This is a genomic window from Mycobacterium sp. 2YAF39, assembly GCF_052114565.1.
Taxonomy (GTDB): Bacteria; Actinomycetota; Actinomycetes; order Mycobacteriales; family Mycobacteriaceae; genus Mycobacterium.
In genome coordinates this window covers 498,104-520,323 of the sequence record NZ_JBFREZ010000003.1, presented here as the reverse complement: position 1 = coordinate 520,323, position 22,220 = coordinate 498,104, and the positions used below count along the sequence as shown (strand labels likewise).

19 protein-coding genes, 1 rRNA gene and 1 other annotated feature are annotated in these 22,220 nt (G+C 62.6%); of the genes, 17 read left to right on the top strand and 3 right to left on the bottom strand.

What is annotated here, in order from left to right; all coding sequences use genetic code 11:
- Positions 1–44 precede the first annotated feature (44 nt).
- The 15 genes from rpmE (at position 45) to AB4Z42_RS11845 (ending at position 12,886) form a co-directional block, all read left to right on the top strand.
- Entirely contained in the window at positions 45–296 is a 252-nt protein-coding gene (rpmE, locus tag AB4Z42_RS11915; protein ID WP_442009355.1) for a 50S ribosomal protein L31, read from the top strand.
- A gap of 90 nt (positions 297–386) precedes the next feature.
- The gene (gene prfA / locus AB4Z42_RS11910) at positions 387–1,460 is read left to right on the top strand and encodes a peptide chain release factor 1 (RefSeq protein ID WP_442009354.1); all 1,074 of its coding nucleotides are present in this window, start codon (positions 387–389) and stop codon (positions 1,458–1,460) included.
- Positions 1,457–2,293, top strand: coding sequence for a peptide chain release factor N(5)-glutamine methyltransferase (gene prmC / locus AB4Z42_RS11905; protein WP_442009353.1), 837 nt, complete (start codon positions 1,457–1,459; stop codon positions 2,291–2,293). Before prfA ends, prmC begins: the two co-directional genes overlap by 4 nt.
- A gap of 12 nt (positions 2,294–2,305) precedes the next feature.
- On the top strand, positions 2,306–2,959 hold the full coding sequence (locus AB4Z42_RS11900) for an L-threonylcarbamoyladenylate synthase (protein ID WP_442009352.1): 654 nt from the start codon (positions 2,306–2,308) through the stop codon (positions 2,957–2,959).
- Positions 2,959–4,173, top strand: coding sequence for a glycosyltransferase family 4 protein (locus tag AB4Z42_RS11895; RefSeq protein WP_442009577.1), 1,215 nt, complete (start codon positions 2,959–2,961; stop codon positions 4,171–4,173). Before AB4Z42_RS11900 ends, AB4Z42_RS11895 begins: the two co-directional genes overlap by 1 nt.
- A gap of 245 nt (positions 4,174–4,418) precedes the next feature.
- Positions 4,419–4,865: an ATP synthase subunit I gene (locus tag AB4Z42_RS11890; RefSeq protein WP_442009351.1), complete on the top strand. Its 447-nt coding sequence runs from the start codon at positions 4,419–4,421 to the stop codon at positions 4,863–4,865.
- A gap of 10 nt (positions 4,866–4,875) precedes the next feature.
- Positions 4,876–5,670: a F0F1 ATP synthase subunit A gene (gene atpB, locus AB4Z42_RS11885; RefSeq protein WP_442009350.1), complete on the top strand. Its 795-nt coding sequence runs from the start codon at positions 4,876–4,878 to the stop codon at positions 5,668–5,670.
- A gap of 87 nt (positions 5,671–5,757) precedes the next feature.
- A complete protein-coding gene (locus AB4Z42_RS11880; RefSeq protein WP_014212097.1) occupies positions 5,758–6,012 on the top strand; it encodes a F0F1 ATP synthase subunit C in 255 nt (84 codons plus the stop codon).
- Positions 6,013–6,021: 9 nt separating this feature from the next.
- On the top strand, positions 6,022–6,525 hold the full coding sequence (locus tag AB4Z42_RS11875) for a F0F1 ATP synthase subunit B (protein WP_442009349.1): 504 nt from the start codon (positions 6,022–6,024) through the stop codon (positions 6,523–6,525).
- Positions 6,526–7,857, top strand: coding sequence for a F0F1 ATP synthase subunit B/delta (locus AB4Z42_RS11870; protein WP_442009348.1), 1,332 nt, complete (start codon positions 6,526–6,528; stop codon positions 7,855–7,857).
- 50 nt (positions 7,858–7,907) lie between these two features.
- The gene (gene atpA, locus AB4Z42_RS11865) at positions 7,908–9,551 is read left to right on the top strand and encodes a F0F1 ATP synthase subunit alpha (protein ID WP_442009347.1); all 1,644 of its coding nucleotides are present in this window, start codon (positions 7,908–7,910) and stop codon (positions 9,549–9,551) included.
- A 37-nt stretch (positions 9,552–9,588) separates the two neighbouring features.
- The gene (locus tag AB4Z42_RS11860) at positions 9,589–10,518 is read left to right on the top strand and encodes a F0F1 ATP synthase subunit gamma (RefSeq protein WP_442009346.1); all 930 of its coding nucleotides are present in this window, start codon (positions 9,589–9,591) and stop codon (positions 10,516–10,518) included.
- A 24-nt stretch (positions 10,519–10,542) separates the two neighbouring features.
- The gene (gene atpD / locus AB4Z42_RS11855; RefSeq protein WP_442009345.1) at positions 10,543–12,063 is read left to right on the top strand and encodes a F0F1 ATP synthase subunit beta; all 1,521 of its coding nucleotides are present in this window, start codon (positions 10,543–10,545) and stop codon (positions 12,061–12,063) included.
- Positions 12,064–12,066: 3 nt separating this feature from the next.
- Positions 12,067–12,432 (top strand): F0F1 ATP synthase subunit epsilon, encoded by a 366-nt coding sequence (locus AB4Z42_RS11850; RefSeq protein ID WP_442009344.1) that lies wholly within the window; start codon positions 12,067–12,069, stop codon positions 12,430–12,432.
- 7 nt (positions 12,433–12,439) lie between these two features.
- Positions 12,440–12,886 carry a DUF2550 domain-containing protein gene (locus tag AB4Z42_RS11845; protein WP_442009343.1) on the top strand — a complete coding sequence of 149 codons (447 nt, stop codon included), beginning with the start codon at positions 12,440–12,442 and terminating at the stop codon, positions 12,884–12,886.
- Here the strand turns inward: AB4Z42_RS11845 and AB4Z42_RS11840 are convergent.
- Positions 12,883–13,461 (bottom strand): cob(I)yrinic acid a,c-diamide adenosyltransferase, encoded by a 579-nt coding sequence (locus tag AB4Z42_RS11840; protein WP_442009342.1) that lies wholly within the window; start codon positions 13,459–13,461, stop codon positions 12,883–12,885. The genes AB4Z42_RS11845 and AB4Z42_RS11840 overlap by 4 nt on opposite strands.
- A 70-nt stretch (positions 13,462–13,531) precedes the next feature.
- Between AB4Z42_RS11840 and murA the strand changes: the two genes are divergently transcribed.
- Positions 13,532–14,785 (top strand): UDP-N-acetylglucosamine 1-carboxyvinyltransferase, encoded by a 1,254-nt coding sequence (gene murA / locus AB4Z42_RS11835; RefSeq protein ID WP_442009341.1) that lies wholly within the window; start codon positions 13,532–13,534, stop codon positions 14,783–14,785.
- 202 nt (positions 14,786–14,987) lie between these two features.
- A 16S ribosomal RNA gene (locus tag AB4Z42_RS11830) occupies positions 14,988–16,507 on the top strand.
- Between the two features lie 441 nt (positions 16,508–16,948).
- Positions 16,949–20,105: a sequence feature (most likely nonfunctional fraction of RNA operon), on the top strand.
- Between the two features lie 67 nt (positions 20,106–20,172).
- Here AB4Z42_RS11830 and AB4Z42_RS11825 read toward each other — a convergent pair.
- Together AB4Z42_RS11825 and AB4Z42_RS11820 are read right to left on the bottom strand one after the other, a co-directional pair.
- Positions 20,173–20,676, bottom strand: coding sequence for a methylated-DNA--[protein]-cysteine S-methyltransferase (locus tag AB4Z42_RS11825; protein ID WP_442009340.1), 504 nt, complete (start codon positions 20,674–20,676; stop codon positions 20,173–20,175).
- Positions 20,676–22,160, bottom strand: a complete 1,485-nt coding sequence (locus AB4Z42_RS11820) for an AlkA N-terminal domain-containing protein (protein ID WP_442009339.1) — start codon at positions 22,158–22,160, stop codon at positions 20,676–20,678. The genes AB4Z42_RS11825 and AB4Z42_RS11820 overlap by 1 nt, the downstream gene beginning before the upstream one ends.
- Between the last annotated feature and the right edge of the window lie 60 nt (positions 22,161–22,220).

Below are 22,220 nucleotides of genomic sequence, written 5' to 3'. Positions count from 1 at the left end.
GTCAACGGAGGGGCGACCCGGAACCCACGATTGAAGAGGAAACCATGAAATCAGGCATTCACCCTGACTACGCCGACACGACGGTGCACTGCGGTTGCGGCAACACGTTCACCACGCGTAGCACCAAGGCAGGCGGACAGATCCACGTCGAGGTCTGCTCGCAGTGCCATCCCTTCTATACCGGTAAGCAGAAGATCCTCGACAGCGGCGGCCGTGTGGCCCGCTTCGAGAAGCGGTATGGCAAGCGCAAGAGCACCGGCGCTGACAGCGCCGAGAAGAGCACTGCAGACAACTAGCTGTCTTTCCGACGCCCGATTCTGCGCGCGAGCGCAGGCCGGGCGTCGGTTTGCGTTCGGCGGAAGAAACGCTTCGGGAAGGAGGGCGGCATGGCCGACACGGCGCCAGTGATCACTGCGCTACTGACCGAGCATTCCGACCTGGAGCGCCAGCTTTCCGACCCCAATCTGCATGCGGACGCCACTGCCGCTCGTAGGGTCGGCCGACGGTTCGCTCAGGTGTCACCGATCGTTGCGGCCTATCGCAAGCTCGAGACGGCTCGCGGTGATCTCGAAGCTGCCCGGGAGCTGGCCGTCGACGACGAGTCTTTCGCCGCGGAAGTGCCCGAGCTGGAGGCCACCGTCGAACGGCTCGACACCCAACTGACCGACCTGCTCGCACCCCGTGACCCCCACGACGCCGATGACGTCGTACTCGAGGTCAAGTCCGGTGAGGGTGGTGAGGAGTCGGCACTTTTCGCCGCCGACCTGGCGAGGATGTACATCCGATACGCCGAGCGGCACGGCTGGACCGTCACAGTTCTCGACGAGACCTTCTCGGATCTCGGCGGCTACAAAGACGCGACGTTGTCGATCAGGAGCAAGGGCGACTCCGCTGACGGTGTGTGGTCCCGCCTCAAGTTCGAGGGCGGCGTACACCGCGTCCAGCGCGTGCCGGTCACCGAGTCGCAGGGCCGCGTGCACACCTCGGCGGCGGGTGTCCTCGTGTATCCCGAACCCGAAGAGGTCGAGGAAGTCCAGATAGACGAATCCGATCTGCGCATCGACGTGTACCGCTCGTCGGGCAAGGGCGGCCAGGGCGTCAACACCACCGACTCGGCGGTGCGCATCACCCACCTGCCCACCGGCATCGTCGTCACCTGCCAGAACGAACGCAGCCAGCTGCAGAATAAGGCCCGCGCCATGTTGGTGTTGGCAGCCCGGCTGCAGGCCCTGGCCGAGGAGCAGGCGAGCGCCGACGCGTCAGCGGACCGCGCCAGCCAGATCCGCACCGTCGACCGCAGCGAGCGGATCCGCACGTACAACTTCCCGGAGAACCGAATCGCCGATCACCGGATCAACTTCAAGGCGCACAACCTCGATCAGGTTCTCGACGGTGAACTCGACGCACTGTTCGATGCGCTGGCCGCGGCGGATAAGCAGTCTCGGCTACAAGAAGCATGAATGTGCTCCGCCAGGCGATCGATGCCGCCGCGGCGGCGTTGGCTGAGGCGGGAGTTGGATCACCGCGGGCTGATGCGGAATTGCTTGCCGCGCATGCCGCAGGTGTGGACCGCGGACGACTTGCATTCTTCGAGGCGGGGCCAGGCTTCTTTGAGCTGTATGACGGACTCGTCGCCGAGCGCATTGACCGAAAACCGCTTCAACACATCGTCGGAACCGCGGCGTTCGGCCCGGTGACCGTGGAGGTCGGACCCGGGGTGTTCATTCCGCGGCCGGAGACCGAAGCGATGCTGGAATGGTCTGTTGCGCAACGGTTACCGCAGAATCCGGTGATAGTCGATCTGTGCACGGGTACCGGGGCGCTGGCCTTCGCGCTGTCGAAAAACTGGCCCGACGCCCGCATCGTCGCCGTTGACGACTCCGATACTGCGCTGGAGTACGCGAAACGAAATCTCGAGGGCACCGGCGTCGAACTGATACGTGCCGACGTCACCAGCGCGGGCCTGCTGCCAGAACTCGGCGGCTGCGTCGACCTCCTCGTCGCGAATCCGCCCTACATTCCTGACGGCGCTGTCTTGGAACCCGAAGTGGCCGAACATGATCCGTCACATGCGCTGTTCGGCGGCCCGGACGGGATGGCGGTCATCGACGCCATCGCCGAACTGGCCGCCGGATGGCTCCGCCCAGGCGGGTTCTGTGCCGTCGAGCACGATGACACCACCGCGGCGCAGACGGTCGAAGCGTTCACCCGGGCAGGACGATTCGACGACGTCACCGCGCGGCGCGATCTGACGGGACGGCCCCGGTTCGTCACCGCTGTGCGGAGCCGGTGAGATGCTGGGTTCATGACGGAGACGTTCGACTGCCTCGATGAGCAGTCGCGGGCAACCGGAATCGCCTCGGCGGTCAGCGCGCTCAAGGGCGGCCGGCTGGTCGTGCTGCCGACGGACACCGTCTACGGCATCGGCGCCGACGCCTTCGATGGCGAGGCCGTTTCGTCGCTGCTTTCGGCCAAGGGGCGTGGTCGTGACATGCCCGTGCCGGTACTCGTCGGCTCCTGGCACACGATCGAGGGGCTGGTGTACTCCGTTCCACCCAGTGCCCGCGAGCTCATCCGCGCATTCTGGCCGGGTGCCCTGAGCCTTGTGGTGCATCAGGCGCCATCGCTGCGATGGGACCTCGGCGATGCGAACGGCACCGTCATGGTGCGGATGCCCCTGCATCCGGTGGCTATCGAGCTTCTGCGCGTGGTGGGGCCGATGGCGGTGTCGAGCGCGAACATCTCGGGCCGGCCCGCGGCGGTGACCGCGGAGGATGCGCGAGGCCAGCTCGGTGATCTCGTCGAGGTGTATCTCGATGCCGGACCGTCGGAACAACAGGCGGCGTCGACGATCGTGGACCTCACCGGTGACGACCCCAGGGTGCTTCGGCAGGGGCCGGTGACTGTCGACGCGGTGGCCAAGGTGCTCGGTGTGGACCCCTCGACATTGACGGATTGATCTGGGACGACGTGACGTACGGTTCATCGGTGGTCTACGCGGCAGACGGCCTGCTTGCGCTCAGCGATCGCGGCACCGGCGTTCCCCTGCGTGAGCTCGTGCTTGTCGGTCTTACCGCGGCCATCATCACGTACTTCGCAACCGGATGGGTGCGGGTGCTGGCCCGTCGGCTCGGCGCCGTTGCCTATCCCCGCGAGCGTGACGTCCACCTGCAGCCGACTCCGCGAATGGGCGGCCTCGCGATGTACATCGGCGTGGTGGCCGCCGTCCTGCTGGCCTCGCAGCTTCCTGCGCTCACGCGCGGATTCGTCTATTCATCGGGCATGCCGGCGGTTGTCGTCGCCGGCGGGCTCATCATGGCCATCGGTCTGATCGATGACAGATGGGGCCTGGACGCGCTCACCAAGTTCGCCGGTCAGATCACCGCCGCCAGCGTGCTCGTCACGATGGGCGTCGCCTGGAGCGTCCTGTACATCCCTGGCGTCGGCACCATCGTGCTCGATCAGGTGTCGTCGATTCTGCTGACGCTGGCGCTGACCGTCGCGATCGTGAACGCGATGAATTTCGTCGACGGACTCGACGGCCTCGCCGCGGGCCTGGGTCTGATCACCGCCTCCGCCATCTGCATCTTCTCGATCGGGCTGCTGCGAGATCACGGGGGAGATGTGCTGTTCTATCCGCCCGCGGTCATCTCGGTGGTGCTCGCCGGTGCGTGCCTGGGCTTCCTGCCCCACAACTTCCACCCCGCGAAGATCTTCATGGGCGACTCGGGTTCGATGCTGATCGGGCTGATGCTCGCGGCGGCCTCGACCACCGCGGCGGGCCCGATATCGCAGACCGCCTATGGCGCCCGCGATGTGTTCGCCCTGTTGTCGCCGTTCCTGTTGGTAGTCGCGGTGTTGTTCGTGCCCGCGCTGGACATGCTGTTGGCGATCGTGCGGCGCACGCGTGCGGGCCGCAGCCCGTTCAGTCCGGACAAAATGCATCTGCATCACCGGTTGCTGCAGATCGGTCACACGCACCGGCGGGTGGTGCTGCTGGTCTACCTGTGGGTGGGGATCGTCGCGCTGGGCGCGGCGAGCACGATTTTCTTCGATCCGCGATACACCGGTGCCGTCATGCTGGCGGCGATTCTGGTCGCGATCGTGGTCACGCTGATCCCTCTTCTTCGTCGCCGCGACGGCCGGTTGGACGAAATGTACGACGAAAAGTAGTAGACCTCTTTTATGGCCCTCACCATATGTTAGGGTTCAGATAGAACCCGAAAAAAACCTCGCGGGTTGCCGGCCTCCGGCTATCGGCTAATCACCGATTGGCGCGGAACAACGACCGACAAAGGGAGCGACCCCAGGGTGATTCCAGTGAGCCCGATGCCCTCCGATACGCTCGGGGCGCCACTCACAGAAAAGTTGGGATCAGTCCGGGAAATTCCCTGTGACCGCGGGATTGAGGTGAAGCAGTGACGACGCCAGCGCAGGACGCGCCGTTGGTGTTTCCGTCGGTTGCATTCCGGCCGCTGCGGTTGCTCATCGTGTGCGTTGTGCTCACCGCCATTGCGGTGACCGCGGCCTGGTTCACCGGCCATCCTTTCTTCGGTGTTTTCTTCGGAGTCGGACTGGTACTCGGTTTGCTCAACGCCATCTTGGTTAAGCGGGCGGTGGAGTCGATCACCGCCGAGGACCACCCGCTGAAGAAGAAGATGGCACTGAACTCGGCGAGCAGATTGCTGGTGATCTCCGCAGTCGCACTGGGAATCGCGTTCTTCTTCAAGCACAACGGCGGTCTGGGTGTGGTGTTCGGACTCGCGGTCTTCCAGGCGCTGCTGGTGATGAGCACCAGCATTCCGGTGATGAAGAAGATCCGAACCGACGGTCTGGATTTCGTGGACACGGATTCGAAGGGTTGAGCAGGGTTTCATGAACTGGGCTACGACAGGGACGTCGGAGATCATTCTCGCCGCAGAGGAACAGGGTGGCGCAGCCATCCACGTCGGCCATCACACGATGGTGTTCCAGTTATTCGGTATGACCTTCAACGGCGACACCATCATGGCCACCGGGATCACCGCGCTGATCGTCATCGCCCTTGCGTTCGTCCTGCGCGCCAAGGTCACGTCGACCGGCGTTCCCGGCGGGGTCCAGCTGTTCTGGGAGGCACTGACCATCCAGATGCGCAATCAGATCGAGAGCGCCATCGGCATGAAGGTCGCGCCTTTCGTTCTCCCGCTATCGATTGCGATCTTCGTCTTCATCCTCGTCTCCAACTGGCTGGCGGTGCTGCCGCTGCAGTACGGCGGCTCCGACGGCGCCGCGGCCGAGCTCTACAAGCCGCCGGCGTCAGACATCAACTTCGTACTCGCGCTCGCCCTGTTCGTCTTCGTCTGCTACCACGCGGCCGGTATCTGGCGGCGCGGCATCATCGGTCACCCGATCAGGGTGATCAAGGGGCATGTCGCGATCCTTGCGCCGATCAACATCGTCGAGGAACTCGCAAAGCCGATCTCGTTGGCACTGCGACTTTTCGGCAACATCTTCGCCGGCGGCATCCTGGTGGCGCTGATCGCAATGTTCCCCTGGTACATCCAGTGGGCGCCCAACGCGATCTGGAAGACGTTCGACCTCTTCGTCGGACTCATCCAGGCGTTCATCTTCTCGCTGCTGACGATCCTGTACTTCAGCCAATCGATGGAACTCGAAGACGACCATCACTGAGCGGTAAACCGAAAACAACTGAATCTTGTAGCACCAACGACCACGAACTCTGGCGGAGGACGCCAGTTATCAAGGAGGATAAAGGAAATGGATCCAAACGCCCTCATCACGGCTGGCGCTCTGATCGGCGGTGGATTGATCATGGGTGGCGGCGCCATCGGTGCCGGTATCGGTGACGGCATCGCGGGTAACGCGCTGATCGCCGGCATCGCACGTCAGCCCGAGGCTCAGGGCCGGCTGTTCACGCCGTTCTTCATCACCGTCGGTCTGGTCGAGGCGGCCTACTTCATCAACCTGGCCTTCATGGCGCTGTTCGTTTTCGCCACGCCGGGTGCGTCGTAGTCCGACAGCATGACTGAACTGACCACGACGATCCTCGCCGCGGAAGAAGGTGGTGGGGGACAGAGCAACTTTCTGGTCCCCAACGGCACCTTCTTCGCGGTGCTGCTCATCTTCCTGATCACGCTCGCCGTGATCTGGAAATGGGTGGTGCCCCCGGTCGGCAAGGTGCTCGCCGCACGCGAAGCCATGCTGGCCAAGACGACGGCCGACAACCGCAAGTCGGCCGAGCAACTCGCGGCGGCTCAGGCCGACTATGACGAGAAGATGGCTGGCGCGCGCGGTGAAGCGTCGTCAATCCGCGACGGCGCCCGTACGGCCGGCCGGAAGGTCATCGATGAGAAGCGGGCCGAGGCAAGTGGCGAGGTTGCAGACACCCTGCGAGACGCCGAACAGCGGCTGTCGGCGCAGGGCGCGGCAACTCAGACGGAGCTGTACTCGTCGGTCGACGGGTTGTCCGCCACGCTGGCCAGCAAGATTCTCGGCGTAGACGTGAAACCAGGTGGGAAGCAATAGATGTCGACTTTCATCGGCCAGCTGATCGGCTTCGCGGTCATCGTCTTCATTCTCATGAAGTGGGTCGCTCCGCTGGTGCGCGACATGATGCGCAAGCAGCAGGACGCGATCCGCGCCGCCCTCGAAGAGAGCGCCGAGGCGGCGAAGAAACTCGAAGACGCGGACGCGATGCACGCCAGGGCGGTCGAGGATGCCGAAGCCGAATCGGCGAAGGTGACTGACGAAGCGCGGCAGGATTCAGAGCGGATCGCCGCTGCGCTGCAGGAGCAGGCGGGCGTCGACGCCGAGCGAATCAAGGCCCAAGGCTCACAGCAGGTCCATCTGCTGCGTCAGCAGGTCATCCGACAACTGCGCAATGGCCTGGGTGAGGGGTCTGTGCAGAAGGCCGGCGAACTGGTGCGGGAACACGTCGCCGATCCGGCGGCCCGAGCCGCGACCGTCGACCGCTTCCTCGACGACCTCGATGGCATGTCTTCGTCGACCGCGGTGATCGAAACCGGGGCATCAGCCCGACTGCGTGCCGCCAGCAGGCAGGCGATGGCAGCGTTGACGGAAGAGTTCGACAACGTCGCCGGCCGGCTACGCGAACCCGGTCTCACCACGCTCGCCGACGAACTGACTTCTGTGGTCACGCTCCTCGTGAACGAGCCGATCCTGAACAGGCATCTCGCGGAACCCAACGACAACCCACAGGCCAAGATCGGTCTCGTCGACAGTCTTCTGTCGGACAAGTTGGATACCCACACCCTGGAGCTGCTGCGGACGGCGGTTTCGCAGCGTTGGTCGTCCGACGCCGACCTGCTGGCCGGAATCGAGCACATCGCACGACTGGCGCTCCTCAAGCTTGCAGAGGTCAACGACGAAGTCGACGAAGTCGAGGACCAGCTATTCCGGTTCGGCCGCGTGCTAGACGCCGAGCCGCGGCTCACGGCAGTTCTGAGCGACTACACGGCGCCCGCAGACGGCCGAATCGCCCTGCTGGACAAGGTGCTCGGAGACGGCGTCAACCGAACGGCCAGGGCGCTCCTTGCGCAGACTGTGACGCTGCTGCGCGGCGAACGTATCGACGAGGCCGTTATCGACCTGGCCGAACTGGCCGTTGCGCGGCGAGGCGAGATCGTGGCCCACGTGACCGCGGCGGCTGATCTTTCCGATGCGCAGCGCACGCGGCTGACCGAGGTGCTCACCCGGATCTACGGGCACCCCGTCGCCGTGCAGTTGCATGTCGATCCAGATCTGCTCGGCGGACTCTCCGTCACCGTTGGCGACGAGGTGATCGACGGCTCGATCGCATCTCGCCTTGCGGCCGCCGAGAGCCAGTTGCCGGACTGACCGAACACAACCAGACCACCCGTTAACGCTAGGCAGGAAGACGAAAAACCATGGCAGAGTTGACCATCTCCGCTGCTGACATCGAAGGTGCCATCGAGGATTACGTATCCTCGTTTTCCGCCGACACCGAGCGGGAAGAAGTTGGCACCGTCATCGATGCAGGTGACGGCATCGCCCACGTCGAGGGTCTGCCCTCCGTCATGACGCAGGAACTCCTCGAGTTCCCCGGCGGCGTGCTCGGGGTGGCGCTGAACCTCGACGAGCACAGCATCGGCGCGGTGATCCTCGGCGACTTCGAGAAGATCGAGGAGGGCCAGCAGGTCAAGCGCACCGGCGACGTTCTCTCGGTGCCGGTGGGTGATGCCTTCCTCGGACGTGTCATCAACCCGCTCGGAGAGCCGATCGACGGACAGGGCGACATCGAGTCCGACACCCGTCGCGCGCTCGAGCTGCAGGCACCGTCGGTGGTTCAGCGTCAGGGCGTCTCGGAGCCGCTGCAAACGGGCATCAAGGCCATCGACGCCATGACACCGATCGGACGCGGCCAGCGTCAGCTGATCATCGGCGACCGCAAGACCGGCAAGACCGCGGTCTGCGTCGACACCATCCTCAACCAGCGTGAGGCATGGGAGACCGGCGATCCCGACAAGCAGGTGCGCTGCGTCTACGTCGCGATCGGCCAGAAGGGCACCACGATCGCCAGCGTGAAGCGCGCCCTCGAAGAGGGTGGCGCGATGGAGTACACCACCATCGTCGCGGCCCCGGCTTCCGACGCCGCCGGCTTCAAATGGCTTGCGCCCTACACCGGTTCGGCCATCGGCCAGCATTGGATGTACGACGGCAAGCACGTGCTCATCGTGTTCGACGACCTGTCCAAGCAGGCCGATGCCTACCGCGCGATCTCGCTGCTGCTGCGTCGCCCGCCGGGCCGCGAGGCCTTCCCCGGCGACGTGTTCTACCTGCATTCGCGGCTCCTGGAGCGTTGCGCGAAGCTGTCCGACGAGCTGGGTGGTGGCTCGATGACCGGTCTGCCGATCATCGAGACGAAGGCCAACGACATCTCGGCCTTCATCCCGACCAACGTCATCTCGATCACCGACGGCCAGTGCTTCCTGGAGTCTGACCTGTTCAACCAGGGTGTGCGTCCGGCCATCAACGTCGGCGTGTCGGTGTCCCGAGTCGGCGGTGCCGCTCAGATCAAGGCGATGAAAGAGGTCGCGGGCTCGCTGCGTCTCGAGCTTTCGCAGTACCGCGAACTCGAGTCATTCGCCGCCTTCGCATCCGATCTGGACGCGGCCTCCAAGGCGCAGCTCGACCGCGGCGCCCGGCTGGTGGAGCTGCTCAAGCAGCCCCAGTACTCGCCGTATTCGGTCGAGGACCAGGTTGTGTCCATCTATCTCGGCACCGGTGGTCATCTGGATTCCGTTCCGATCGAAGACGTTGCGCGCTTCGAGCAGGAGGTGCTCGAGCACGTCAAGGCCTCTCATGAGGACATCCTCAAGGCGATCCGGGAGACCAAGAAGCTCTCCGAAGAGGACGAGGAGAAGCTGTCCGACGTCATCAATGAGTTCAAGAAGGGCTTCTCGGCCAGCGACGGCAGTTCGGTTGCGGTGAACGAGGCCGACACCGAGGCCATGGACGAAGAAGACGTCGAGAAGGAATCCGTCAAGGTCCGCAAGGCCGGCAAGAAGTAGCGACGGAAGAGGCCGAGAAAGGGTCTGGAGAAGCTAGATGGCTGCAACACTGCGCGAGCTACGTGGGCGCATCCGTTCCGCTGGGTCGATCAAGAAGATCACCAAGGCTCAGGAACTGATCGCCACGTCGCGAATCGCCAAGGCGCAGGCCCGAGTTCAGGCCGCTCGGCCCTACTCGACCGAAATCACGAACATGCTCACCGAATTGGCCAGCGCCAGCGCGCTTGACCACCCGCTGCTGGTGCAGCGGGAGAACCCGAAGCGGGCGGCTGTGCTGGTGGTGTCGTCGGACCGCGGTCTGTGCGGTGCCTATAACGCCAACGTGCTGCGCCAGTCCGAGGAACTCTTCTCACTGTTGCGCGAAGAGGGCAAGAGCCCGGTGCTGTATACGGTTGGCCGGAAGGCGTTGGGCTACTACAGCTTCCGGCAGCGCGAGGTGACGGAATCGTGGACGGGATTTTCGGAGCGGCCCACCTACGAGCAGGCGCGTGAGATCGCCGACACCCTCGTGACGGCGTTCATGTCCGGCGCCGACGACGAAGGCGACGATGCAGGCGCGGACGGCATTCTCGGTGTGGACGAACTGCACATCGTCTTCACGGAGTTCAAGTCGATGCTGTCGCAGAGTGCGGCGGCGCGACGCATCGCACCGATGGTCGTCGAATACGTCGAGGATGATTCGCCCGAAGATGGTCCGCGCACGCTGTTTTCGTTCGAGCCGGACCCCGAGACGTTGTTCGATGCGCTGCTACCCCGCTACGTCGCCACCCGTGTCTATGCTGCGCTGCTCGAAGCAGCGGCTTCAGAATCGGCGTCGAGGCGCCGCGCAATGAAGTCCGCCACCGATAACGCCGACGATCTGATCAAGGACCTGACCTTGATGGCCAACCGTGAACGTCAGGCGCAGATTACCCAGGAAATCAGCGAGATCGTCGGCGGCGCCAACGCGCTGGCCGACGCCAAGTAAGCCCCGTAGGAAGCGAAGAGAGATATGACTGCTACCGCAGAAAAGTCCGCAGGCCGGGTAGTCCGCATCACGGGTCCGGTTGTCGACGTGGAGTTCCCGCGCGGCTCCGTGCCCGAACTGTTCAACGCGTTGCACGCCGAGATCACCTATAAGCAGATGGCGAAGACGCTGACGCTGGAGGTCGCACAGCACCTCGGGGACAGCCTCGTGCGCGCTATCTCCATGCAGCCGACCGATGGTCTCGTGCGTGGTGTCGAGGTGACCGACACCGGTGCGTCGATCTCGGTGCCCGTCGGCGACGGCGTGAAGGGCCACGTGTTCAACGCACTTGGCGACTGCCTCGACGAGCCCGGCTACGGCAAGGACTTCGACCACTGGTCGATCCACCGCAAGCCACCGGCCTTCGCCGACCTCGAGCCTCGCACCGAGATGCTGGAGACGGGCCTCAAAGTCGTCGACCTGCTGACCCCCTACGTGCGTGGCGGCAAGATCGCCCTGTTCGGTGGTGCCGGCGTGGGTAAGACGGTGCTCATCCAGGAGATGATCAACCGCATCGCCCGCAACTTCGGCGGTACCTCGGTGTTCGCCGGCGTCGGCGAGCGCACCCGTGAGGGCAACGACCTGTGGGTCGAGCTTGCGGATGCCGACGTGCTCAAGGACACCGCGTTGGTGTTCGGTCAGATGGACGAGCCGCCCGGCACCCGTATGCGCGTCGCGCTGTCGGCGCTCACCATGGCCGAGTTCTTCCGCGATGAGCAGGGCCAGGACGTGCTTCTGTTCATCGACAACATCTTCCGGTTCACCCAGGCCGGCTCCGAGGTCTCGACGCTGCTCGGTCGTATGCCGTCGGCGGTGGGTTATCAGCCGACCCTGGCCGACGAGATGGGCGAGCTGCAGGAGCGCATCACCTCGACCCGCGGCAAGTCCATCACCTCGATGCAGGCCGTGTACGTGCCCGCCGACGACTACACCGACCCGGCGCCCGCGACCACGTTCGCGCACCTCGACGCCACCACGGAGCTCTCGCGTGCGGTGTTCTCGAAGGGCATCTTCCCGGCGGTGGATCCGCTGGCGTCGAGCTCGACGATCCTCGACCCCGCGGTCGTGGGCGACGAGCACTACCGGGTCGCGCAGGAAGTCATTCGAATCCTGCAGCGCTACAAGGACCTTCAGGACATCATCGCCATCCTCGGTATCGACGAACTCGCCGAAGAGGACAAGCAGTTGGTGCAGCGCGCACGCCGTATCGAGCGCTTCCTGAGCCAGAACATGATGGCTGCCGAGCAGTTCACCGGCCAGCCTGGTTCGACGGTGCCGCTCAAGGAGACGGTCGAGGCCTTCGACAAGCTGGCGAAGGGCGACTTCGACCACCTGCCCGAGCAGGCCTTCTTCCTCATAGGCGGCCTGGACGATCTGGCGAAGAAGGCCGAGAGCCTCGGCGCCAAGATCGACAAGGGCAGCAGTGGCGGGTCCTCCAAGAAGGACGACAAGAAGGACGACAAGAAGAGCGAAAAGGCCGACGACTCCAAGGGCGAGGACGACTAGCTCATGGCCGAAATGACCGTTGAGATCGTCGCCGTCGAGCGCGAGCTCTGGTCGGGTGAGGCCAATTTCGTTTTCACCCGTACCACCTCCGGTGAGATCGGCATTCTGCCGCATCACATTCCGTTGGTGGCTCAGCTCGTGGACGACGCGATGGTTCGCGTCGAACGCGAAGGCGAAGACGATCTGCGGATCGCGGTCGACGGTGGGTTTCTCTCGGTCACCGAGGAGACGGTGCGGATCCTGGTCGAGAACGCCGAGTTCGAGTCAGAGATCAACGGAGACAGCGCAAAGCAGGACTCGGAGTCCGAGGACGAGCGCACCGCAGCTTGGGGCAGAGCGCGTTTGCGCGCTCTAGGCCAGATCGACTAGGCCGCCGATGAGCGTGCCCATGCTGTTCATGGTCGCGCTGATTGGTGTGCTGCTGGTGGTCGTCGTGATGATGTGCTACCGGCTGTGGAAACTTCGACAGGTCGGCGGCACGGCCGCGATCCTTCGTGACGTCCCCGCCGTCGGTGGACATGGCTGGCGGCACGGCGTAATGCGTTACCACGGGGGCGAAGCCGGCTTCTACCGGCTGTCCAGCATCCGATGGTGGCCGGATCGGACGCTGAGCCGTCGCGGCCTGGAGGTCGTGAATCGGCGCGGGCCGCGGGGCGACGAATTCGACATCATGACAGACGAGATCGTGGTCCTGGAGATTCGGGACTCGAGCCCCGAACGTCGGCGTGCCTACGAGGTTGCATTGGACCGCGGTGCCCTCACCGCGTTCTTGTCCTGGTTGGAGTCTCGGCCGTCGCCGCGAGCGCGACGCCGTTCGTCCTAACCAGTTGCGGGCCCGCCGGGCTGCCACAGCACGTCGCCCCCGGGGTTGGCCACCCGCGACAGGATGAACAGCAGGTCCGAGAGCCTGTTCAGATACTTCGCGGGAAGCGCGCTGATCGAGTCGCCGTGAGCATCGATCGCCAGCCACGCCGACCGTTCGGCCCGCCGCGCGACGGTGCGGGCGACATGGAGTAGTGCGGACAACGGCGAACCGCCGGGCAGTACAAAAGAATTCAAGGCGGGCAGCGACTCGTTGAACTCGTCGCACCAACCCTCGAGGCGGTCGATGTAGGTCTGCGAGATGCGCAGCGGCGGATATTCGGGGTTCTCGACCACCGGCGTGGACAGGTCAGCCCCCGCATCGAAGAGGTCATTCTGAATCTGCCTCAGGACCTTGAGAATCTGCTCATCGGGACTGCCCAGGGCCACCGCGACGCCGATGGCCGCATTGGTTTCGTCACAGTCGGCATATGCCGCGAGTCGTGGGTCGTTCTTCGACACCCTGCTGAAATCGCTGAGTCCAGTGGTTCCGTCATCGCCCGTCCGCGTATAGATGCGGGTCAGATGCACTGCCATGCCCAAACCGTACCGGAGAAGGTGGCCAAGGAAACTGACACCGCTCACCGCGCTGTTTACACTGACCGGCGTGAGCGAGCGTTTCGTGGTGACCGGTGGAAACCGGTTAGCAGGCAAAGTTGCCGTCGGGGGGGCGAAGAACAGCGTTCTTAAACTGATGGCGGCTTCACTGCTGGCCGAGGGCACGAGCACGATCACGAACTGTCCCGACATCCTCGATGTGCCGCTGATGGCGGAGGTGCTGCGCGGTCTCGGCGCGACCGTCGAACTCGAGGGTGACGTCGTGCGGGTCACCTCGCCCGACGAACCCAAGTACGACGCCGACTTTGCAGCGGTCCGGCAGTTCCGTGCATCGGTGTGTGTTCTCGGTCCGCTGGTCGGACGCTGCAAGCGCGCCAAGGTCGCCTTGCCCGGCGGTGATGCGATCGGATCGCGTCCCCTGGACATGCATCAGGCCGGACTTCGTCAGCTGGGCGCGCGGTGCAATATCGAGCACGGCTGCGTCGTCGCTGAAGCGGACCACCTGCGCGGCGCGGAGATTCAGCTGGAGTTCCCGTCGGTCGGTGCCACCGAGAACATTCTGATGGCTGCGGTTGTCGCCGAGGGCGTGACGACCATTCACAACGCCGCGCGCGAGCCCGACGTCATCGACCTGTGCGCGATGCTCAATCAAATGGGGGCGCAGATCTCGGGGGCCGGAACTCCGACGATGACAATCATGGGCGTCGACCGGCTGCATCCGACCGAGCACCGCGTGATCGGCGACCGCATCGTCGCCGCGACATGGGGCATCGCGGCGGCGATGACCCGCGGTGACATCTCGGTCACTGGTGTCGACCCGCAGCACCTGCAACTGGTGCTGCACAAACTTCACGACGCCGGCGCGACGGTCACCCAGAACGACAACGGCTTTCGAGTCGTCCAGTACGAGCGGCCGAAGGCGGTCAACGTCGCGACGCTGCCGTTCCCGGGGTTCCCGACGGACCTGCAGCCGATGGCCATCGGTTTGGCATCGATCGCCGACGGCACGTCGATGATCACCGAGAACGTCTTCGAGGCGCGGTTCCGCTTCGTCGAGGAAATGATCCGGCTGGGTGCCGACGCGCGCACCGACGGACACCACGCGGTAGTGCGGGGGATTCCGCAGCTGTCCAGCGCACCGGTCTGGTCGTCGGATATCCGCGCGGGTGCCGGGTTGGTCCTGGCCGGCCTGGTCGCAGACGGCGACACCGAAGTCCACGATGTGTTCCACATAGATCGCGGCTACCCGCTGTTTGTCGAGAATTTGACCAGCCTCGGGGCGGAGATCGAGCGGATCGCCTAGGCCTCGAAGTCTGCGTTTGGGACTGAGGGTGTGTTGTTTGAGAACTCAATAGTGTGTTTGGTGGTTTTTGTTTGTTGTTGTTTTTGTTCACCTCTTTTTCCCGTTTAGGGGTGGATGTTTTTTGATGCCAGTTTTGGTGTCTTTGTTTTGGTTTCAGGCTTGTTCTGATTCGAATTCACCTGTGTTTTGCATGGGTTGTTTTTGTTTGGAGAGTTTGATTCTGGCTCAGGACGAACGCTGGCGGCGTGCTTAACACATGCAAGTCGAACGGAAAGGCCCTTCGGGGTACTCGAGTGGCGAACGGGTGAGTAACACGTGGGTGATCTGCCCTGCACTTCGGGATAAGCCTGGGAAACTGGGTCTAATACCGGATAGGACTACGGCCTGCATGGGTTGTGGTGGAAAGCTTTTGCGGTGTGGGATGGGCCCGCGGCCTATCAGCTTGTTGGTGAGGTTATGGCTTACCAAGGCGACGACGGGTAGCCGGCCTGAGAGGGTGACCGGCCACACTGGGACTGAGATACGGCCCAGACTCCTACGGGAGGCAGCAGTGGGGAATATTGCACAATGGGCGCAAGCCTGATGCAGCGACGCCGCGTGAGGGATGACGGCCTTCGGGTTGTAAACCTCTTTCAGCAGGGACGAAGCGAAAGTGACGGTACCTGTAGAAGAAGGACCGGCCAACTACGTGCCAGCAGCCGCGGTAATACGTAGGGTCCGAGCGTTGTCCGGAATTACTGGGCGTAAAGAGCTCGTAGGTGGTTTGTCGCGTTGTTCGTGAAAACTCACAGCTCAACTGTGGGCGTGCGGGCGATACGGGCAGACTTGAGTACTGCAGGGGAGACTGGAATTCCTGGTGTAGCGGTGGAATGCGCAGATATCAGGAGGAACACCGGTGGCGAAGGCGGGTCTCTGGGCAGTAACTGACGCTGAGGAGCGAAAGCGTGGGGAGCGAACAGGATTAGATACCCTGGTAGTCCACGCCGTAAACGGTGGGTACTAGGTGTGGGTTTCCTTCCTTGGGATCCGTGCCGTAGCTAACGCATTAAGTACCCCGCCTGGGGAGTACGGCCGCAAGGCTAAAACTCAAAGAAATTGACGGGGGCCCGCACAAGCGGCGGAGCATGTGGATTAATTCGATGCAACGCGAAGAACCTTACCTGGGTTTGACATGCACAGGACGCGTCTAGAGATAGGCGTTCCCTTGTGGCCTGTGTGCAGGTGGTGCATGGCTGTCGTCAGCTCGTGTCGTGAGATGTTGGGTTAAGTCCCGCAACGAGCGCAACCCTTATCTTATGTTGCCAGCGCGTAATGGCGGGGACTCGTGAGAGACTGCCGGGGTCAACTCGGAGGAAGGTGGGGATGACGTCAAGTCATCATGCCCCTTATGTCCAGGGCTTCACACATGCTACAATGGCCGGTACAAAGGGCTGCGATGCCGTGAGGTGGAGCGAATCCTTTCAAAGCCGGTCTCAGTTCGGATCGGGGTCTGCAACTCGACCCCGTGAAGTCGGAGTCGCTAGTAATCGCAGATCAGCAACGCTGCGGTGAATACGTTCCCGGGCCTTGTACACACCGCCCGTCACGTCATGAAAGTCGGTAACACCCGAAGCCGGTGGCCTAACCCCTTGTGGGAGGGAGCCGTCGAAGGTGGGATCGGCGATTGGGACGAAGTCGTAACAAGGTAGCCGTACCGGAAGGTGCGGCTGGATCACCTCCTTTCTAAGGAGCACCACGAGACTTGAGGCCGGCCCGCATTGTGCGGATCACCGCGACCTTGGGCGAATCGTGAAGATGGCCTTCGCCTGTAGTGGGTGGGGGTCTGGTGCACGACAAACGTTGAGCCGCAACGGGATCCAGCTTGCTGGGTTTTGCGGTGATGGATTGCCAGACACACTATTGGGCTTTGAGACAACAGGCCCGCTATCTCTTCGTCCCGTGTGGGAAACCGGAGATGGATTGCCGCCCGGTGGGTGGCGCCTCGATGAGTTCGGGGTGGTTGTTGTCGCCTCACTTTGGTGGTGGGGTGTGGTGTTTGATTTGTGGATAGTGGTTGCGAGCATCTGGCGCGCAGAGGATTGCCGGCCCTTTGGGGTTGGTGTTTTTTGTGTGTCTGATAATGCAATTTTTAGATTCTTCCGAGAATTTTTTAACTGTTTTGTGTTGTAAGTGTTTAAGGGCGCATGGTGGATGCCTTGGCACTGGGAGCCGATGAAGGACGTGGGAGGCTGCGTTATGCCTCGGGGAGCTGTCAACCGAGCGTTGATCCGAGGATGTCCGAATGGGGAAACCCGGCACGAGTGATGTCGTGTCACCCACACCTGAATACATAGGGTGTGGGGGGGAACGCGGGGAAGTGAAACATCTCAGTACCCGTAGGAAGAGAAAACAAAAGTGATTCCGTGAGTAGTGGCGAGCGAAAGCGGAGGATGGCTAAACCGTGTGCATGTGATACCCGGCGGGGGTTGTGTGTGCGGTGTTGTGGGGTCTGTGTTCTTCGGTCCGCCGATCGGAGCAGCAGTGATAAAAGCTCGTGTTAGGTGAAGTGGTCTGGGATGGCCTGTCCGTAGAGGGTGAGAGCCCCGTAACCGAAAACACGTGCTCTGTTGTCGCAGTGTCCCCGAGTAGCAGCGGGCCCGTGAAATCTGCTGTGAATCTGCCGAGACCACTCGGTAAGCCTGAATACTTCCCAGTGACCGATAGCGGATTAGTACCGTGAGGGAATGGTGAAAAGTACCCCGGGAGGGGAGTGAAAGAGTACCTGAAACCGTGTGCCTACAATCCGTCAAAGCCCTCGCTTTATGTGTGGGGTGATGGCGTGCCTTTTGAAGAATGAGCCTGCGAGTCAGGGACATGTCGCGAGGTTAACCCGTGTGGGGTAGCCGCAGCGAAAGCGAGTCTGAATAGGGCGTATCCAATTCATAGGAATTGGTGTAGTGGTGTGTTCTGGACCCGAAGCGGAGTGATCTACCCATGGCCAGGGTGAAGCAGCAGTAAGATGTTGTGGAGGCCCGAACCCACTTAGGTTGAAGACTGAGGGGATGAGTTGTGGGTAGGGGTGAAAGGCCAATCAAACTCCGTGATAGCTGGTTCTCCCCGAAATGCATTTAGGTGCAGCGTCACATTTTTCTTGTTGGAGGTAGAGCTACTGGATGGCCGATGGGCCCTACTAGGTTACTGACGTCAGCCAAACTCCGAATGCCGACAAGTCCAAGAGTGTGGCAGTGAGACGGCGGGGGATAAGCTCCGTGCGTCGAGAGGGAAACAGCCCAGATCGCCGGCTAAGGCCCCTAAGCGTGTGCTAAGTGGAAAAGGATGTGCAGTCGCAAAGACAACCAGGAGGTTGGCTTAGAAGCAGCCACCCTTGAAAGAGTGCGTAATAGCTCACTGGTCAAGTGATTGTGCGCCGATAATGTAGCGGGGCTCAAGCACACCGCCGAAGCCGCGGCAACGACCACCCCTTTCGGGGGGTGACGTTGGGTAGGGGAGCGTCCTGCATCCAGTGAAGCAGCGGAGTGATCCAGCTGTGGAGGGTGTGGGAGTGAGAATGCAGGCATGAGTAGCGATAAGGCAAGTGAGAACCTTGCCCGCCGAAAGACCAAGGGTTCCTGGGCCAGGCCAGTCCGCCCAGGGTGAGTCGGGACCTAAGGCGAGGCCGACAGGCGTAGTCGATGGACAACGGGTTGATATTCCCGTACCCGTGTATAAGCGTCCCTGATGAATTCAATCTGCTAACCACCCAAATGGTGGTTCATCAATCCCTTCGGGGAGCGAGAATCACCGGCTGCGTGGGACCCGGTTGGGTAGTAGTCAAGCGATGGGGTGACGCAGGAAGGTAGCCATACCAGTCAGTGGTAATACTGGGGCAAACCTGTAGGACGAACGATAGGCAAATCCGTCGTTCACATGTCTGAGAGGTGATGCATAGCCGAGTGAGGCGAATTTGGTGATCCTATGCTGTCGAGAAAAGCCTCTAGCGAGCGTGTACACGGCCCGTACCCCAAACCAACACAGGTGGTCAGGTAGAGAATACCAAGGCGTACGAGTGAACTATGGTTAAGGAACTCGGCAAAATGCCCCCGTAACTTCGGGAGAAGGGGGACCCCCTCACGTCATGGCCTTCGCGGCCGGCAGCGTTGGGGGGTGGCACAAACCAGTGAGAAGCGACTGTTTACTAAAAACACAGGTCCGTGCGAAGTCGCAAGACGATGTATACGGACTGACGCCTGCCCGGTGCTGGAAGGTTAAGAGGACCCGTTAACCCTTCGGGGTGAAGCGGAGAATTTAAGCCCCAGTAAACGGCGGTGGTAACTATAACCATCCTAAGGTAGCGAAATTCCTTGTCGGGTAAGTTCCGACCTGCACGAATGGCGTAACGACTTCTCAGCTGTCTCAACCATAGACTCGGCGAAATTGCATTACGAGTAAAGATGCTCGTTACGCGCGGCAGGACGAAAAGACCCCGGGACCTTCACTACAACTTGGTATTGGTGCTCGATACGGTTTGTGTAGGATAGGTGGGAGACTATGAAGCCATCACGCCAGTGATGGTGGAGTCGTTGTTGAAATACCACTCTGATCGTATTGGGCCTCTAACCTCGAACCGTATATCCGGTTCAGGGACAGTGCCTGGCGGGTAGTTTAACTGGGGCGGTTGCCTCCTAAAAAGTAACGGAGGCGCCCAAAGGTTCCCTCAACCTGGACGGCAATCAGGTGTTGAGTGTAAGTGCACAAGGGAGCTTGACTGCGAGACCTACACGTCAAGCAGGGACGAAAGTCGGGACTAGTGATCCGGCACCCCCGAGTGGAAGGGGTGTCGCTCAACGGATAAAAGGTACCCCGGGGATAACAGGCTGATCTTCCCCAAGAGTCCATATCGACGGGATGGTTTGGCACCTCGATGTCGGCTCGTCGCATCCTGGGGCTGGAGCAGGTCCCAAGGGTTGGGCTGTTCGCCCATTAAAGCGGCACGCGAGCTGGGTTTAGAACGTCGTGAGACAGTTCGGTCTCTATCCGCCGCGCGCGTCAGAAGCTTGAGGAAACCTGTCCCTAGTACGAGAGGACCGGGACGGACGAACCTCTGGTCCACCAGTTGTCCCACCAGGGGCACCGCTGGATAGCCACGTTCGGACAGGATAACCGCTGAAAGCATCTAAGCGGGAAACCCCCTCCAAGACCAGGGGCACTTTGAAAAGTGAATAAAGTTACGGCGGTCAATAGCGGCAGGGAAACGCCCGGACCCATCCCGAACCCGGAAGCTAAGCCTGCCAGCGCCGATGATACTACCCAACACGGGTGGAAAAGTAGGACACCGCCGAACACAAATTAAGCCCTGTGCCCCCCAATTCTATTGGGGGGCACAGGCATTCGTGGAGTGCGTTTCGACCTCAATCAAATAATGTGGCGCCGGGTGAAACCCGATTCCGTTCCATGTCGAGCAACGCCCGCTTCCGGTCCAATCCGCCGCCGTATCCGGTGAGGCTGCCGTTGGACCCGATCACCCGATGGCACGGCACGATGATGCCGATCGGGTTGTGGCCATTGGCCAGCCCGACCGCCCGAAACGCACCGGGTGATCCGATCTGCCGTGCGATCTCACCGTACGATCGCGTCTCGCCGTACGGGATCGTCAGCAGGGCTGCCCATACCCGTCGTTGGAACTCGGTGCCGACCAGCTCGAGGCTCATGTCGAAATCGGTTCTCTCCCCGGCGAAGTACGCTTCGAGCTGCTCGACAGCGTCGGGGAACGCCGTCTCATCGCCTTCCCATCCTTCGCGGCTCGGCTCATAGGTCTGGTCGACCATCCTCAAATGCCTCAGCCGTCCGTCTTTGCCGGCAAGGGTGAGCAGGCCGACCGGGCTGTTGACGGCGCGAAATTGCAAGTTATCCATCATTTCTCCTTCGGCGGCCACTCGTTGACCGCGTGATCCAAAGATGTCCAAAGATGCTGGGTGGCATATGACCGCCACGGGCGCCATCGCATGGTGTGTTCGATCAGCGGCCGCGGCTCCGCAGGCAGACCCAGTTGTTCTGCCGCTATACGCACTCCGAGATCGCTGGCGGGGAAGGCATCCGGGTCCCCGAGCCCACGCATCGCGATCATCTCCGCGGTCCACGGTCCTATACCGGGCAGCCCCATCAGCTGCGCACGGGCCCGCTCCCAGTCGCATCCGGCATCCAGCACCACCTCACGCTGGGCCAGCGCAGCGATCAGCGCGATCAGTGACCGCTGTCGCGACTTCGGAAACGCGAGGTGTGTCGGGTCGATTGCGGCGAGATCCTCCACGGCCGGGAACACATGTGTGAGGCCACCATTGACGTCGGTGACCGGCCGGCCATAAGCAGTGACGATGCGGCTGGCATGCGTACGTGCGGCTTTTATCGACACCTGCTGACCGAGCACGACGCGCAGCGCCAGTTCGTGCTCGTCGACGGTCCGCGGTATCCGCTGGCCCGGTGCTTTGGCGACCACCACACCGAGGTCAGGGTCGGCACCGAGCGCGTCGACGACCGCTTCCGGATCCGCGTCCAGGTCGAGCAGACGCCGGCATCGTGCGATCGCGGCGGCGAGATCGCGAAAGTCGTCGAGCACGATCTCGCATTGCACATGATCGGGTTGCGGTGTCAGGCTGACGATTCCGTTGCCATTGGCCAGTCTCAACGTGCGGCGGTACCTACCGTCGCGCACTTCCTCGACGCCCGGCACGGCACTGGCCGCCAAGTGGCCGAACAGTCCCTCGTAGGCGAACGGTGTGCGCACCGGCAGCCGCAACGACAGTGTGCCGGTCGCGCCTTCGCCGCGGCCGAACCGCGAGCGCGCACGCTGACGCAGAGCGGTCGGTGTCAGATCGCAAACCGCGCGTACCGTGTCGTTGAACTGCCTGATGCTGGAGAAGCCCGCTGCGAACGCGACGTCGCCGAAGGGCAATTCCGTGGTCTCGATGAGCACGCGGGCGGTCTGTGCGCGCTGCGCCCTGGCCAGCGCGAGGGGATTGGCCCCAACCTCTGCCTGCAACAGCCGCTCGAGTTGGCGCGTGGTGTATCCCACCCGAGCAGCGAGGCCCGTGACGCCTTCCCTGTCGACCGTGCCGTCGGTGATGAGTCGCATCGCCCTGGCGACCACGTCGCCACGGACATTCCACTCTGGCGATCCCGGTGACGCGTCCGGTCGACAACGCTTGCAGGCGCGAAAGCCGGCCTTCTGCGCCGAGGCGGCGGTGGGGTAGAACCGCATGTTCCTGGCGAACGGTGGGCGCACGGGACAGCTAGGCCTGCAATAGATCTTCGTGGTCAGCACGGCGGTGACGAACCAGCCGTCGAACCGCGCGTCCTTGGACTGGACGGCCCGGTAGCAGCGGTCGAAATCCTCGTGCATACCTCAAACGATTACACGCTCCCACCGACATCACTGGCGGAAAACCGACATCGTGGTTGG